The organism is Nocardia carnea NBRC 14403 (genome assembly GCF_000308515.1).
Classification (GTDB): Bacteria; Actinomycetota; Actinomycetes; order Mycobacteriales; family Mycobacteriaceae; genus Nocardia; species Nocardia carnea.
In genome coordinates, this window is sequence record NZ_BAFV01000022.1 from 149,450 (window position 1) to 164,085 (window position 14,636).

Sequence of the window (14,636 nt, forward strand, 5' to 3'; positions counted from 1 at the left end):
CGAGGTGTTGTTTTGCCGAAGTTGTCAGTCCGGCTGGGCGCCGGCGCCGCGACCGGCCGGGGCCGTGGTGCCGGGGCCGTGGTGGGGGCGCCCGGCGGAGCGGATCAGGGTGATTCCGTAGCCGGTGAGCCACACCGCCCACAGCAGCCAGCCGGCCAGTCCGAGCAGGGAGAGGCTGCCGTGACCGGTGACGATCAGCGGCGTGAGGGTCGCCGAGGCGAATTGCAGGCAGGCCGCGACGATTCCGAGTACCAGCAGCCACCGGGCGAGCAGGCCGGCGGCGAATCCGGCTGTGCCGAGCCCGAACATGGCCAGCGCGAGGAACGTGCCGTTGAACCCGAATACCGCTTCGTGCAGGGCCCAGAGTGTGCCGATACTCGCCGGATCGTCGACCGTGGTCATCGCCAGCCGGATCGCGACCACGAGGGTGAAGGTGGCGTTCTGTAGCAGTACTCCGGCGAAACCGGCATAGGCCCAGGCGGTCCGGCCGCCCCTGGGGAGGACCGCGGCCAGTGCGCCTGCCGCGAACAGGGTCGCCAGTGCCCAGACGGTAGGCAGTAGTGCCGAGACCGCGATGGTGGGCTGGTCGGCGGCCAGGAAGAATTCGATCGCCTCATCGGTGGTTGAACCGGGCGAGGGCATTCCGGCGGGTACGAGGACGAGATTGGCAGCGACGATGAGCAGTGCGAAGCCGATTCCCGCCGCACCGGCGGTGCGCTGGGCGACCACGGCATCGAAGTATTTGCTGGGCATATATTGAATATAAGGTACGTAAACCGAAAGGGGAACCATGGACGGCGAGTCCGACCGGCGCCGATACGATTCGCTGCGCAGAACCGCACAGGCGCAGGAGACCACCGCGCAGATCGCCCGCTGCGCTCGCGAACTCTTCGTCACGCGCGGGTGGGCGGCCACGACGGTGCGCGAGGTCGCCAAGGCCGCCGGCGTCTCGGTGCCCACGGTGTATGCGGCCTACGGCAACAAGACCGGGCTCACCCGGGCTCTTGCCGACGCCGCGGACCTCTCCGGCGACCTTCCGCGCATGATCACCGAACTGGAAGCGGCGCCCGGCCCGGCCGCGCAGCTGGCGGCGATGGCCGGTTACGACCGCCGGCTGTTCGAACGGGCCGGAGATGTCATCGTGCTGCTGCGGGAGGCAGGTCGCGCGGAACCCGAACTCGCGCGCGAGTATCGCGACGGCCGCCACCGCGCCGACGAGACCCGCGTCCAGGTGTTCTCCGGATGGCCGGATGGTGTGCTGCGATCCGGGCTCACGGTGGACGAGGCCGTCGATATCTACGCCGCACTCTGCAATATCGACGTGTTCACCGTGCTGACCGGCGAGCGTGGGTGGGCGCCGGACCGGGTCGAGCACTGGTGGGGCACGGCCCTGGCCCGGGAACTGCTGACACCCTCGTGATCGGCTGGGCGGGGCGGGAGCCGGGGCCGGCAGCGAGTATCGTGAGCGGCGGATGAGCCGGCCGGGCGGTCGCGGCGCCGGGAACGGACACTCACGTGGTGTCACGCCGGGCGCCGAGGAAAGTCCGGACTCCACAGAGCAGGGCGGTTGCTAACGGCAACCCGGGGCGACCCGCGGGACAGTGCCACAGAAAACAGACCGCCCGTGGCCCGTCAGGGCCGCGCGGTAAGGGTGAAACGGTGCGGTAAGAGCGCACCAGCGCCCCGGGTGACCGGGGCGGCTCGGTAAACCCCGCCCGGAGCAAGGTCGAAGGCCGCACCCACGGTGCGGCTGCGCAGGTGTTCGAGGGCTGCTCGCCCGAGCCTGCGGGTGGACCGCTCGAGGTACCCGGCGACGGTGTGCCCAGATGGATGGCCGCCACCCGGTGCGAACCGGGGACAGGATCCGGCTTAAAGGCCGGCTCATCCGCGCCCCGAACATCCCACGATCAGAGTGGGTTACAACCGGTTAGAACCGGTTGGGATCAGCAGGTCAGAACCCGTTTCCTGTCGAACCCGCCGCTACGCGACTCACGCGACAGACACGCCACCACGCGCCCGGAGAGACGGGATTTCGACGGGACGCGGGACACAGACGGGACAGCGGGGGACCGGCTACAGCAGGTCCCTAGTCGCTGCGCGACTATCGGATCCGGCTGCGTCGGCGGCTCTGATCCGCCCGCTCCACTGACGCCCCGTTATCGAACCCTGGTAGCGCGGGGCGCGCGAGTGACCGGTGTCGCGACGGCCCGGACGGAGGGGAGTTTGCGCATCCGGGTGGTACTACCCTCCGCGTCGGCTGTGGTGGCGGCCCGGTTACGCGGCCGGCGGACGGGTGCGGCGCCGACTCTTCCGTGGGCCGTTTCCCAGCCCGCGACGAACGCCGCCTGCACCGCGTCCACCTCGGCAGCGCCGATCCGGTGGGTTGTGCGGTACTCCTCCCAGGAGGCTTCGCGGGCCTCCCGGGCCCGGCTGTGGATCCCGGCCCGTAACACCTCCGTTGCCAGCTCGGTGACGGTGCGGCCCTTCACGGCTGCTCGGTCCATGAGGATCCGATGGTCCGCGCTCTGCAGGCGGACCAGGATGTCGATATAGCTCATCGGAACTTCCTCGGGGCTGAGCCTTCGCCGGAGCTGCTGCCGCTTCGGTTCGGGCATGGCGGTCTCGGTGGCGGAAGCCCGGGCGTCGAAGGCCCGGGTGCCCGCCGCTAACCTGTCGTTGCGCTGCAACGACGCGGTTATCTGTGTAGTCGCGCCGGTCGGTTTCGGGGTTACTGCCCGAGGTGTCCCAAAAAATAGGGGTTGGACAGCGGAACCCGCGCGTATTACAGTCGCCGCCGTCGGCGCGCCGTGGTGGACGGGCCGGAGCAATATCGGTTATCGCCCTTTTCCGGCGGAGACGTAGGTTCGAATCCTGCCGAGGACTTCGGTTCTCGTCGTTCAGCGGTCCAGGACACCCGAATACCGGTCTGCACACCATGACCGTCCACCGGCGTTTGCCGGGTCGATTTTCTGGGGACGGGAGGATGAATGACGATTCTGGTGACCGGTGCCACCGGCAATATCGGTCGGAAGGTCGTCGATGAACTGCTGGCCCGCGGTGTCACGGATATTCGTGCGCTGACCGTGGACCCCGCGCGGGCCGCGCTGCCGGAGGGAGTGACGGCCGTTCGCGGGTATGTCCGCAAACCGGAAACCTTGCCCGCGGCGCTCGACGGCGTCGAACGGATGTACCTGGCCCCGGCACCGGACATCGCGGGCGACGTGGTTGCGCTGGCGCGGGCCGCGGGGGTTCGTCATATCGTCGATCTGTCCGGCGAACCCGACAGCTGGTGGGGCACGGTCCCGGATGCGGTCGAGGCGAGTGGCCTGGCATGGACGCATCTGTGGCCCGGGGATTTCATGGAGAACACCGGGATCTGGGCGCCGCAGATCCGGGAGACGGGCACGGTCCGCGAACCCGACCCCGATGCCGGCAGCACCCCGATCGCCATGGACGATATCGCGGCCGTGGCCGCCGCGGCGCTGACCGGCGACGACCATATCGGTCGCGCCTACTCGTTGACCGGGCCGGAGAAACTCACCCGGGCGCAACTGCTGGCGCAACTCGCGTCCGCACTGGGCCGAGAGATCGAATTCGTGCGGTCGACCCGCGAGGAAACGATCCGGGCACTCACTCCGGCCATGGGCGATACCGCCACCTGGTACGTCGACAATGTGCTCACCGGGCTGGACGGGATCACGCTGCCGGCGAACCGGGTCGCCGAAGAAATCCTCGGACGCCCGGCGATGACATTCGCCGAATGGGCGGCACGTTACGCGTCCGGGATTTTCGATCCCGGCCCCGATCTGCGGGATTGAGCGAAAAGGGATTTCCGCCCTTTCCGGCTATTTCGGACCGTACATTCCGCACGTTCCCGGTATCGGTCGGAAACCCCGGTATGGGCTGTTGTTACTGCTGCCCGCACATCGCCGCAACCATCTGATAGACGGCCTCGGTTTCCTGTGGTGCCGGTGCAGTCCCGCCGGTATCGAGGCGGCCGGTGAGCGCGGCGGTGGCCTCGTCCTCGGGTGTACCCGACCGGATATCGGCACAGGTCTCGGTGAAGATCGCGGTGATCGCGGCGTCATCGTGGCCCTCGGCCAGCCCGGGGAAAGCGCCGCGGAAACCGATGACGAAGGAACCGGCCTTCACCTGGTCGATTTTCGCGGTATCGGGGTTCGCGACCGACGAGGTCGCGGCGGTATCCGGCTCCGCACTGTCGCTCTGGCAGGCGGTCGCGGCGACCGCGAATGCCACGAGGGCTGCGGGCAGGAGAGCTGAGGGTCTTTTCACGGCCCGGATGGTAACTCCACGAGGTGGACACCGCCCCCCGCCGGGCGGGGGGCGATGTTCACCCAGCGGCCGTTCAGGCAGTGGGTCCGACGACGAACATCTGCGCCAGTGCGGTGGCCTGCTGCGGGCCGACGAGAGGAAGCAGATAGTCATAGATGAGAGTGGACATACGTGAGGAAACTCCAACTCGGATTCGTTGAACGCTTACGGTCCGCCACAGTAGCAGTTGCGGGGGAAGGGCGAACTTTTCGCGAGAGATTCGTGCAGAGGTGGCATAAAGGGTGATCGGCGTCATAAGGTATGCGCGTCGGCAGGCTCGCCGGCGCCCCTCGAATGTGCCGTCGAGCCGATTCATACCTATCGAAGACAGGTCACATCACATATGCGGGTAGCACGTACCTTGGCAGCCGGAGCCTTCATCGCCGGGGCCGCATCCGTTCTCGCCACCGTGGGCGCCGGTTCGGCCGGGGCGGTCGCCGTGACGCCGATGCCCGATGTCGGTGGGGTGCGGGTCGACCTCAGCCCCGCGGACACCCAGTGGGTGCACAACAGCAATTTCGGGCATATGCTCGCGGCTATTCCGCATCCGTCGGCTCCCTCGTTCGGGATGGCGCTGGATGCGGCCGCGGCGGTGTCGTCGGCACAGCCGAACGGCCGGGTGGTTTTCACCGTATTCGGTCCGTTGCACGAACTGAACGGGTCGATGCTGGCAGTGCAGTAGCGCGGCAACACTTTTCGCGGCTCGGGCCGGTACCGGATCTCGGTACCGGCCCGGGCCGTCTGTATTCGGTGGGTGTCCGCGGTGTGGCCTGCTCAGGACTTGTCGATGGCCGCCGCGGCCGCCGGATACTGGGCCAGGCAGCGGCCGGCCGCGGTGTCCTCGGCATCGGCGAGGGTTTCGTACAACCGAGTGTCCTCACCGGCGGCGTGCGCGGCGGCGGCGTGTGCGCGCAGGGCGTCATACGATTCGACCGCGTCGCGATGGTCGCCGAGCACGGTCTGCAGGTGTTTGGCCCGCCCGCCCAGATCCGCCGCGAATTCGTTCAGCACCGCTTCCGCTGCCTCGCAGGAGTACCGTAACCGCTTGGCGCTCTTGCGGATATCGTGTAGCAGCTCGACCCGGTCGGCGGGTGCCGCGGTCGGTTCGGCGCGCACCAGACGGCGCACCCGTTTACGGTCGGCCCGCAGTACGGAATCGAAAACCTCGGCCGCGGGCGAACCGCTCACCGAGGTGCGCAACGGTGGGTGCTTACGCCACTTCTTCAGCTCGCCACGGACGTCCCGGTAGCGGGCGCTGTCCAGCGCGGTGAGTACCGCGCGGTGGGCGGCGAGATAACGATCGCGCTCCGCCCGGACCAGCCGCTTACGCGTGGGCTTCAATGCGGCGCAATCCTTTTCGGCATACCGGGCAAGGAGGTCGGCGAATCGGGCACCGCGGACCTCCGCATCCCGGGCGACCCCCAGAATTCCGGCGAGCCAGGCCAATTCGGTGCGCACCCGGTTGGCCGCATCGGGGTCGAGCAGCCGTTTGTAGGAGCGCAGCACACTGCGCAGCCGCCGGGTCGCGACCCGCATCTGGTGCACCGAATCGTCGGCGTCGGCCCGGACTTCCGGTTCGGCCGCGAGTAACCGTTCGATATCGGCACGTAACGCGGCGGTGAGTGCGGCCCCGGCGGTGCCGGGTTCCGGGCTCATCCGGGTACCGCCGCGAAGGTATCGGTGGCCTCGACGAGGTGATGCACGATTCCGGGTTCGGTGGCCGAATGCCCGGCATCGTCGACGATCCGCAGCCGCGAGTCGGGCCAGGCCCGGTGCAGATCCCATGCGCTGACCGCCGGGCAGACGATATCGTGGCGGCCCTGCACGATGATCCCCGGAATATGGGTTATCGCAGCGATATCGCGCAGCAGCTGCCCCTCGTCGAGGAATCCGCCGTGCCGGAAATAATGGTTCTCGATCCGGGCGAAGGCGAGCGCGAAACGAGGATCGCCGGCATCGGCGGTCCGTTCGGGGTCGGGGCGCAGCGAACTGGTCGCGGCTTCCCAGGTGGACCAGGCGACGGCGGCCGCGGTCGCGACGCCGGGGTCGGCGGAATGCAGTAACCGGTGGTAGGCCTCCACCAGGTCGCCGTCGCGTTCGGCGGCCGGGACGGGGGCGAGGAACTTCTCCCATTCGTCCGGGTACACGTATCCCGCGCTGCCGTTGTAGTACCAGTCGATTTCTTTGCGGCGCAGCAGGAATATCCCGCGCAACACCAGTTCGGTCACGCGGTGCGGATACTTCTGCGCGTAGGCCAGCGACAGGGTCGAACCCCAGGAACCGCCGAAGACCAGCCACCGCTCGATTCCGAGCTCGGCGCGCACCGCCTCGATATCGGCGATCAGATGCGCCGTGGTGTTCACCGACAGATCGGCGCCGTCGGCGATATGCGGGGTGGAATTCCCGCAGCCGCGCTGATCCAGGAGCACGATCCGATAGCGCTCGGGGTCGAAGTAGCGGCGGTTGAGCGCGGAGGTGCCGCCGCCCGGGCCGCCGTGCAGGAACACCGCGGGTTTACCGGCCGGGTTACCGCTGGTCTCCCAATAGATCGACTGACCGTCGCCGACCTCGAGCATGCCCCGGTCGTACGGTTCGACCGGGGGATACAGGGTGCGCATCACAGCGTCAGCACGCCGGCTGCCAGCTCGGGCAGCCCCAGCGCATCGAGGGCCTCGGTCCGCACATCCGGGCAAGCGGCGGTGGTGGCCCGGTCGACAACCGCGGTATCACCCAGGAGCTGGGGATTGCCCACACCGTTGGTGAGCGCCCATTCGTGCGCCATGAGGTTCAGGCCGATCCGGCCGATCGTCGGCCCCTGAACCCGCCAATTCGACAGCTCCGGTTCCAGCATGGCGCACAGGTTCTGCGCAGCTTTGTCCGAAACCTCGAGTGGGGTGGCGGGCGCGGTGCCGGTGCCGGTCGGCGCCGCGGTCGCGCTCGTGGTGGTGGAAGTGACGGAAGAGCTCGCGGCCGGTGAACCGGTCTGCACACCACCACATGCGGTCAGCAGTGCCGCCCCGCACACTCCCGCCACCACCAGGGCGCCCCGTGCCGTCCGAACGGTTGTCCAAGCGCGTTGCCGCATCAGTACCTCTGTACTCGAGTCGAAAGCTTCTCGACACCGAGTTTGCCATCTCCGGCAGAGGTGGGAAGCCGCTCCGGCCCGGACGCGGGCTCAGAAGCTGTGCTCGGGCCCCGGGAAAGTACCGCTGCGCACCTCGGCGGCGTACGCGGCGGCGGCCGTGCGCAGTTCGTCACCCACCGCGGCGAACCGCTTCACGAACTTCGCGGTTTTACCGCTGGTGTACCCGGCCATGTCCTGCCACACCAGCACCTGGGCGTCGCAGTCGGCGCCCGCGCCGATCCCGATGGTCGGGATGGTCAGCTTCCGGGTGACCTGGCCGGCGACATCGGCGGGCACCATCTCCATCACCACCGAGAACGCGCCCGCGGCCTGCACCGCGATCGCATCGGTCAGCAGGCCTTCGGCACCCGCGCCGCGGCCCTGGACCCGGAAACCGCCGAGGGTGTTCACGCTCTGCGGGGTGAACCCGATATGCGCCATCACCGGGATTCCGGCGGCGGTGAGCAAGGCGATCTGATCGGCGACGCGTTCGCCGCCCTCCAGTTTCACCGCGTGCGCGCCGCCCTCCTTCATGAACCGGGTAGCGGTCGCGAGTGCCTGCTCGGGGGAGCTCTCGTAGCTGCCGAACGGGAGATCGGCGACCACCAGGGCGTGCGGGGCACCCCGTACCACGCCGCGGACCAGCGGGATCAGCTCGTCGGTGGTGATGGGCACGGTGGTGTCGTACCCGTACACCACATTGGCGGCCGAATCGCCGATCAGCAGGACCGGGATCCCCGCCTCTTCGAAGAGGCGGGCGGTGGAGTAGTCGTAGGCGGTGAGCATGGCCCAGCGTTCGCCCGTCGCCTTCATCTGCTGGAGATGCTGGACGCGGGTCGGCCGGCGGGCCGGTTTCGCGGAATCCGCGGCGCCGGGAGCTTTCGCGGCGCCGTAGGCGGGCGTTTCCACGGCGGGATCGGGCATGGCTGATGATTCGGACATCATCGTCCCTTTCGTCTCCTCGAGGCCCTGACCGGGTCCCCGGGTGGGTGTGACGTCTACCAGTGTGCACCCGCGACAGAGCCGGAACTAACCCCGCGACCCGGTGCGGTTGGTCACATCCACGGTGGTCGGCGCCGGTGGGGCTAGCATGGCGCCGGTGCGGAGTGGGCGGTGTGGAGTGCCGGCGGGTGTGCTGGCGGCGGTGGCGATCCTCGTCGCGGGATGCGCGGACGAGCAAGAGGTGGCGACAGCGCCACCGGCGCCCGTCCCCGCGGAGCTGAGCCGCTTCTACGAGCAGGTACCGCAGTGGGAATCCTGCGCCGGGTATGTCGCGCCGGGGGAGAGCCTGCCGCCGGCCGCGCAGTGCGCGCGGATCGAGGTACCGATCGACTATGCCGAGCCCGACGGCCCGACCGCACAGCTGGCGTTGTCGCGGATGCGCGCGACCGGCTCGAAGATCGGGTCGCTGCTGCTCAACCCGGGCGGACCGGGGATGTCGGGACTGTCCACCGCCACGATCGGCGGCGGCACGCCGGTGGCCGAACGATTCGACCGGGTGGGTTTCGATCCGCGGGGAGTCGGCGCGTCCACTCCCGCGGTGACCTGCCTGACCCCGCCGGAGGCCGACGCCGAGCGCGCCGAAACACCCGAACCGAATACGCCGGCGGGGATCGCCGCCGACGAGGCCGAGAACCGCGAATACGCCGATCTCTGTATGGCGCGCAGCGGCGCCGATCTGCTCGCCCATATCGGGACCCGTGAGGTCGTGCAGGATATGGACATCATCCGCGCGGTACTGGGCGATCCGAAGCTCAACTATCTGGGTTACTCCTACGGCACGCGGCTCGGTACGGCGTATGCCGAGAAGTTCCCGGGCAATGTGCGGGCGATGGTCCTGGACGGCGCCATCGACCCGACCCAGGATCCGGTCGCGGAATCGCTACGACAGGCGGCCGGTTTCCAGCAGGCCTTCGACGCCTATGCCGCGGACTGCGTGAAATCGGCGGATTGCCCGCTGGGCACCGACCTCGCGCAGGTGATCCCACGTTTCCGGGAGCTGGTGGATCCGCTGTGGGATACCCCGGCGGCCACCACCGATCCGCGCGGTCTCGGCTATGACGATGCGATCACCGGCGTCCAGCAGACCCTCTACAGCGCCGATTTCTGGCCGGTGCTCACCGTCGCGCTCACCGAGCTGAGCCAGGGTCGCGGCGATACCCTGCTGCAGCTCGCCGATATGTACAACGGCCGCCGCGACGACGGCAGCTACAGCAACCTGACCGACGCCTTCAACGCGATCCGCTGCGTGGACGATCCGCGGGTCACCGATCGGGCCGTGGCCGGGCGCCAGGACACCGAATATCGTGAGGCGGCCCCCTTCCTGGACGACGGCCGCGGTACCGGCGCGGCGCCGCTGGAGTTGTGCGCGGGCTGGCCGGTCCCGAACACCAGCCGACCGCATGAGATTTCCGTGGAAGGCCTCCCGCAGACGGTGGTGGTTTCCACCACAGGGGATCCGGCGACGCCCTATCAGGCGGGCGTGGATCTGGCCGGGCAACTCGGGGCGGCCTTGATCACCCATGAGGGCGATAGCCACACTGTTGTCTTCAACGGCGGCGCGACCTGCGTCGACGATGCGGTGATCAGCTATCTGATCGACCTGGAATCGCCGCCCGAGGGCCTGCGCTGCTGAGCGGTATTCGGCTCCGCCGACGAGCCGACACACAGCGCAGCACGCCATGTAACACGGATTTAACGCCGGGTGCTTACGCTCGCGGACATGGATCGCCAGAAGGAATTCGTGCTGCGGACGCTCGAAGAGCGGGACATCCGATTCGTACGTCTCTGGTTCACCGATGTGCTGGGCTATCTGAAGTCCGTCGCCATCGCGCCCGCCGAGCTCGAAGGGGCCTTCGAGGAGGGCATCGGATTCGACGGATCGGCCATCGAGGGGTTCGCCCGGATCTCCGAGGCCGATATGGTGGCCCGGCCCGATCCCTCCACCTTCCAGGTGCTGCCGTGGGCCTCCAGTAAAGGGCATCAGCATTCCGCCCGGATGTTCTGCGATATCACCATGCCCGACGGTTCACCGTCGTGGGCCGATCCGCGCCACGTCCTGCGGCGGCAGCTGAACAAGGCCGGTGATGTCGGCTTCAGCTGCTACGTGCATCCGGAGATCGAATTCTTCCTGCTGAAGAACCAGGCCGACGGACTCCCGCCCGTCCCCGCCGATACCGGCGGGTTCTTCGACCAGGCCGTGCACGATTCCGCCCCGAACTTCCGGCGCCACGCCATCGATGCCCTCGAATCCATGGGCATCTCGGTGGAGTTCAGCCATCACGAAGGCGCGCCCGGCCAGCAGGAGATCGATCTGCGCTACGCCGACGCGCTGTCGATGGCCGACAATGTGATGACCTTCCGCTACCTGATCAAGGAAGTCGCCATCGACGAGGGCGTGCGCGCGACGTTCATGCCCAAACCGTTCTCCCAGCATCCCGGGTCGGCCATGCATACGCATCTGAGCCTGTTCGAAGGCGAGGCGAACGCCTTCGCCGACCCCGACGATCCGGACAACCTCTCGGGGACAGCGCGGGCCTTCATCGCCGGCATTCTCGAACACGCGCACGAGATCAGCGCCGTCACCAACCAGTGGGTGAACTCCTACAAACGACTCATCCACGGCGGCGAAGCGCCGACGGCGGCCTCGTGGGGCCGGTCCAACCGCTCCGCGCTGGTCCGGGTGCCCATGTACACCCCGAACAAGGCCTCGTCGCGCCGGGTCGAGGTGCGCAGCCCCGATTCGGCCTGCAACCCCTACCTGACCTTCGCTGTTCTGCTGGCCGCCGGCCTGCGGGGGATCGAGAAGGGTTACGAACTGCCGTCCGAAGCCGAGGACGATGTCTGGTCGCTCACCGCGGCGGAACGGCGTGCCATGGGCTTCAAGGAACTGCCCGGCACGCTGGACGAGGCACTCAAGGCGATGGAACGGTCGGAACTGGTCGCCGAAACGCTGGGCGAGCACGTCTTCGATTTCTTCCTGCGCAACAAGCGCCGGGAATGGGCGGACTACCGGACCCAGGTGACCCCGTTCGAACTGCAGGAGTACCTCGGCCTGTAACGACGCGGCGGCGGGCGGGGGTCCGGCACACTTCGCGGCGCGGACCGGTTAACTTTGGCTCATGGTCCGCCCACCGTCCGCCCGGTCCGCCGTCCCCCGCGCCGGTCGGCTCGGATTACTCGAGCCGACGGCCGCCGAATCGCTGACAACCCTCGGCTGGGACAATGTCGAGAGCATCGCGGTGCTGTGGGCGCTGTCGCGCGCACCGGATGCCGATCTCGCGCTCGCCACCCTGATCCGGATCCGGGAATCTCTCGGAAGCGATTGGGACGGCTTGGATTCCGCGATCCGCGCCGAGCCGACCCTGCGGGGCAGGCTGTTCGCGCTCATCGGGTCCTCCACCGCGTTCGGTGATCATCTGGTGGCCGATCCGCGGTCCTGGACGATGCTGTGCCGCGAGGAACTGCCCGACCGGGACGAAGTGATCGCCGATCTGCTCGCGGTGGTCGGCGCCGAACCCGAAACCGGGCCCCATGCCTCGCCGATGTTGTTCCGCGCCACCGAATCCGGGCCCGAAGTGGTGGCCGCGCTGCGTAAACGCTACCGCGATCAGTTGATGCTGCTGGCCGCCGTCGATCTGGCCGCGACCGTGGAGGACGAACCGGTCATCCCGTACGAGGTGGTGGGCCGTCAGCTCACCGCGCTCGCCGATGCGGCGCTCACCACCGCGCTCGCGGTGGCGGTGGCGCGGGTATGCCGTGACGAACCGTGCCCGGTGCGGCTGGCCGTTATCGCCATGGGCAAAAGCGGGGCCTGCGAACTCAACTACGTCAGCGATGTCGATATCGTGTTCGTCGCCGAACCCGCCGACGCCACCGCCACCCGCCTGGCCGCGGAGATGATGACCATCGGCAGTTCCGCGTTCTTCGAGGTGGACGCGGCGCTGCGGCCCGAAGGCAAGGCCGGCGCCCTGGTCCGGACCCTCGAATCACATCTGGCCTACTACCAGCGCTGGGCGCGGACCTGGGAGTTCCAGGCGCTGCTCAAGGCGCGGCCGATGACCGGTGACCTGGCACTGGGGGAGCAGTACCGTGCGGCCACCGGAGCGATGGTGTGGACCGCCTCCGAACGCCCGGATTTCGTTCCCGATGTGCAGGCCATGCGGCGCCGTGTGGAGGATCTGGTGCCCGAGGACCTGCGGGACCGGGAACTGAAACTGGGCAGCGGCAGCCTGCGCGATGTGGAGTTCGCGGTGCAGCTCCTGCAACTCGTACACGGCCGTGTGGATCCGAAACTGCATGTACAGGGCACCGTGGAGGCACTGGCCGCGCTGGCCGCGCGCGGCTATGTGGGTCGCGAGGACGCCGCCAACCTCACCGCCTCCTACGAATTCTTGCGGCTGCTGGAGCACCGGCTGCAACTGCAGCGGCTCAAACGCACACACACCCTGCCCGCCGCCGAGGACGAGGAAGGTATGCGCTGGCTGGCCCGGGCCGCGCATATCCGGCCCGACGGTAAACGCGATGCCGCCGGTGTCCTGCAGGTGGAGTTGCGCCGCAACACCAGCCGGATCCGCCGCCTGCACACCAAACTCTTCTACCGCCCGCTGCTGGAATCGGTGGCCAGTATCGAATCGGCCGCGCTACGGCTCAGCCCGGACGCCGCCGTCCGCCAGCTCGCCGCGCTCGGCTACGCCGACCCGGAACATGCCCTGGGGCATCTGCGGGCCCTCACCAGCGGTATTTCCCGGAAGGGCCGGATCCAGGCGCTGTTGCTGCCGACCCTGCTGGCCTGGCTCGGCGATACCCCCGACCCCGATGCCGGCCTGCTGGCCTACCGGCGGGTTTCGGAAGGCCTGAACGACCAGGACTGGTATCTGCGGGTGCTGCGCGACGAAGGCGCGGTGGGGCAGCGGCTGATGATGATCCTGGGTTCCTCGGCGTACCTGCCCGACCTGCTGATCAACGCCCCCGAAACCATCCGTATGTTCGCCGACGGCCCCGAGGGCCCGCTGCTGCTGCGGCCCCAGCCCGCGGATGTGGCGGGCAGTATCCTCACCGCCGCCGACCGCTACGACGACCCCAGACGTGCCGTGGCGACCGCTCGTTCGCTGCGCCGGCACGAACTGGCCCGGGTGGCCTCGGCGGATCTGCTCGGGCTGCTCGATGTCCCGCAGGTCTGTGCCGCGCTGTCCTCGGTGTGGGTGGCGGTGCTCGAGGCCTCGCTGCGGGCGGTGATCCGCGCCAGTGTGGCCGAACGCGGAGCCCCCGCGCCCGCGGATTTCGCGGTGATCGGCATGGGCCGGCTCGGCGGAATGGAACTGGGCTACGGATCGGACGCCGATGTGCTGTTCGTCTGCAACCCGCGGCCGGGCGAGGACGAACACGTCGCGGTGAAATGGGCCAACGGGATCGCCGAACAGGTGCAGAAACTGCTCGGCGCTCCCAGTACCGACCCGCCGCTGCAGGTCGACGCCGGCCTGCGTCCCGAGGGCCGTAGCGGGCCGCTGGTGCGCACGCTTACGGCCTACGACGCCTACTACCGCCAGTGGGCGCAGCCCTGGGAAGTGCAGGCGCTGCTACGGGCCCATCAGGTGTCCGGCGATCAAGACCTCGGGCTGCGATTCCTGCACACGATCGATCCGGTGCGCTACCCGGCCGGCGGTGTCTCGGCCGACGCGGTGCGCGAGATCCGGCGGATCAAGGCCCGGGTGGATTCCGAACGGCTACCCCGTGGCGCCGATCCCGCCACCCACACCAAACTCGGTCGCGGCGGGCTCGCCGATATCGAATGGACGGTGCAACTACTGCAGTTGCGGTATGCGCACGAGGTCCCGGAACTGCACAACACCTCCACCCTGGAAGCCCTGGATGTCATCGCGAGCCACGAACTGCTCGGCACCGAGGACACCGACCTGCTCCGGCAGTCCTGGCTGACCGCCACCGCGGCCCGCAACGCCCTGGTACTGGTACGCGGGAAACCCAGCGACCAGCTGCCCGCACCGGGCCGCACCCTGTCCGCGGTGGCGCGGGTGGCCGGCTGGCCCAGTGACGACGGCGGGGAATTCCTCGACAACTACCTGCGGGTCACCCGTCGGGCGCGCGGGGTGGTGGAACGAGTCTTCGGCGTCTAGGTGCCTGCCGAGTGCCGCAGCCCCTTGGCTGCGGTGGGCCTGGCGGA

General features: G+C 68.7%; 13 protein-coding genes and 1 other RNA gene. 7 read left to right on the forward strand and 7 right to left on the reverse strand.

Annotated elements, in window-relative coordinates; all coding sequences use genetic code 11:
* Positions 1-24: 24 nt before the first annotated feature.
* Positions 25-753: a 2-oxoglutarate/malate transporter gene (locus ON22_RS08255; protein ID WP_051157300.1), complete on the reverse strand. Its 729-nt coding sequence runs from the start codon at positions 751-753 to the stop codon at positions 25-27.
* A gap of 37 nt (positions 754-790) precedes the next feature.
* Here ON22_RS08255 and ON22_RS08260 point away from each other — a divergent pair, with 37 nt between their 5' ends.
* Together ON22_RS08260 and rnpB are read left to right on the forward strand one after the other, a co-directional pair.
* The gene (locus ON22_RS08260; protein ID WP_033244967.1) at positions 791-1,420 is read left to right on the forward strand and encodes a TetR/AcrR family transcriptional regulator; all 630 of its coding nucleotides are present in this window, start codon (positions 791-793) and stop codon (positions 1,418-1,420) included.
* A 53-nt stretch (positions 1,421-1,473) separates the two neighbouring features.
* Positions 1,474-1,888: RNase P RNA component class A (gene rnpB / locus ON22_RS34510), an RNA gene on the forward strand.
* Between the two features lie 268 nt (positions 1,889-2,156).
* Here the strand turns inward: rnpB and ON22_RS08265 are convergent.
* A complete protein-coding gene (locus tag ON22_RS08265) occupies positions 2,157-2,558 on the reverse strand; it encodes a hypothetical protein (protein ID WP_156052329.1) in 402 nt (133 codons plus the stop codon).
* Between the two features lie 429 nt (positions 2,559-2,987).
* Between ON22_RS08265 and ON22_RS08270 the strand changes: the two genes are divergently transcribed.
* Positions 2,988-3,818, forward strand: a complete 831-nt coding sequence (locus ON22_RS08270; protein ID WP_033244969.1) for an SDR family oxidoreductase — start codon at positions 2,988-2,990, stop codon at positions 3,816-3,818.
* 91 nt (positions 3,819-3,909) lie between these two features.
* Here the strand turns inward: ON22_RS08270 and ON22_RS08275 are convergent, their stop codons facing one another.
* On the reverse strand, positions 3,910-4,293 hold the full coding sequence (locus ON22_RS08275; protein WP_063820553.1) for a hypothetical protein: 384 nt from the start codon (positions 4,291-4,293) through the stop codon (positions 3,910-3,912).
* Between the two features lie 382 nt (positions 4,294-4,675).
* Between ON22_RS08275 and ON22_RS08280 the strand changes: the two genes are divergently transcribed.
* Positions 4,676-5,014 (forward strand): hypothetical protein, encoded by a 339-nt coding sequence (locus ON22_RS08280; protein WP_033244970.1) that lies wholly within the window; start codon positions 4,676-4,678, stop codon positions 5,012-5,014.
* Positions 5,015-5,106: 92 nt separating this feature from the next.
* Here ON22_RS08280 and ON22_RS08285 read toward each other — a convergent pair whose 3' ends face one another.
* The 4 genes from ON22_RS08285 to panB form a co-directional block, all read right to left on the reverse strand.
* Entirely contained in the window at positions 5,107-5,988 is an 882-nt protein-coding gene (locus ON22_RS08285; protein WP_033244971.1) for a CHAD domain-containing protein, read from the reverse strand.
* The gene (gene pip, locus ON22_RS08290; RefSeq protein WP_033244972.1) at positions 5,985-6,950 is read right to left on the reverse strand and encodes a prolyl aminopeptidase; all 966 of its coding nucleotides are present in this window, start codon (positions 6,948-6,950) and stop codon (positions 5,985-5,987) included. Before pip ends, ON22_RS08285 begins: the two co-directional genes overlap by 4 nt.
* On the reverse strand, positions 6,950-7,417 hold the full coding sequence (locus ON22_RS08295; protein ID WP_033244973.1) for a hypothetical protein: 468 nt from the start codon (positions 7,415-7,417) through the stop codon (positions 6,950-6,952). The genes pip and ON22_RS08295 overlap by 1 nt, the downstream gene beginning before the upstream one ends.
* 90 nt (positions 7,418-7,507) lie before the next feature.
* Positions 7,508-8,380, reverse strand: a complete 873-nt coding sequence (gene panB, locus ON22_RS08300) for a 3-methyl-2-oxobutanoate hydroxymethyltransferase (protein ID WP_086007690.1) — start codon at positions 8,378-8,380, stop codon at positions 7,508-7,510.
* Positions 8,381-8,546: 166 nt separating this feature from the next.
* Here panB and ON22_RS08305 point away from each other — a divergent pair, with 166 nt between their 5' ends.
* From ON22_RS08305 to ON22_RS08315, 3 genes are all read left to right on the forward strand, one after another.
* Positions 8,547-10,091 (forward strand): alpha/beta hydrolase, encoded by a 1,545-nt coding sequence (locus ON22_RS08305; RefSeq protein ID WP_033244974.1) that lies wholly within the window; start codon positions 8,547-8,549, stop codon positions 10,089-10,091.
* An 87-nt stretch (positions 10,092-10,178) separates the two neighbouring features.
* Positions 10,179-11,516 carry a glutamine synthetase family protein gene (locus ON22_RS08310; protein ID WP_033244975.1) on the forward strand — a complete coding sequence of 446 codons (1,338 nt, stop codon included), beginning with the start codon at positions 10,179-10,181 and terminating at the stop codon, positions 11,514-11,516.
* A 61-nt stretch (positions 11,517-11,577) separates the two neighbouring features.
* Entirely contained in the window at positions 11,578-14,589 is a 3,012-nt protein-coding gene (locus ON22_RS08315) for a bifunctional [glutamine synthetase] adenylyltransferase/[glutamine synthetase]-adenylyl-L-tyrosine phosphorylase (RefSeq protein ID WP_033244976.1), read from the forward strand.
* Positions 14,590-14,636: the final 47 nt, after the last annotated feature.

Coding starts and splice junctions, on each gene's coding strand:
- pip (WP_033244972.1), bottom strand. CDS start 6,950: ATGCGCACCCTGTATCCCCCGGTCGAACCGTACGACCGGGGCATGCTC.
- ON22_RS08315 (WP_033244976.1), top strand. CDS start 11,578: ATGGTCCGCCCACCGTCCGCCCGGTCCGCCGTCCCCCGCGCCGGTCGG.
- ON22_RS08255 (WP_051157300.1), bottom strand. CDS start 753: ATGCCCAGCAAATACTTCGATGCCGTGGTCGCCCAGCGCACCGCCGGT.
- ON22_RS08285 (WP_033244971.1), bottom strand. CDS start 5,988: ATGAGCCCGGAACCCGGCACCGCCGGGGCCGCACTCACCGCCGCGTTA.
- ON22_RS08265 (WP_156052329.1), bottom strand. CDS start 2,558: ATGAGCTATATCGACATCCTGGTCCGCCTGCAGAGCGCGGACCATCGG.
- ON22_RS08270 (WP_033244969.1), top strand. CDS start 2,988: ATGACGATTCTGGTGACCGGTGCCACCGGCAATATCGGTCGGAAGGTC.
- ON22_RS08260 (WP_033244967.1), top strand. CDS start 791: ATGGACGGCGAGTCCGACCGGCGCCGATACGATTCGCTGCGCAGAACC.
- panB (WP_086007690.1), bottom strand. CDS start 8,380: ATGCCCGATCCCGCCGTGGAAACGCCCGCCTACGGCGCCGCGAAAGCT.
- ON22_RS08295 (WP_033244973.1), bottom strand. CDS start 7,417: ATGCGGCAACGCGCTTGGACAACCGTTCGGACGGCACGGGGCGCCCTG.
- ON22_RS08310 (WP_033244975.1), top strand. CDS start 10,179: ATGGATCGCCAGAAGGAATTCGTGCTGCGGACGCTCGAAGAGCGGGAC.
- ON22_RS08280 (WP_033244970.1), top strand. CDS start 4,676: ATGCGGGTAGCACGTACCTTGGCAGCCGGAGCCTTCATCGCCGGGGCC.
- ON22_RS08305 (WP_033244974.1), top strand. CDS start 8,547: ATGGCGCCGGTGCGGAGTGGGCGGTGTGGAGTGCCGGCGGGTGTGCTG.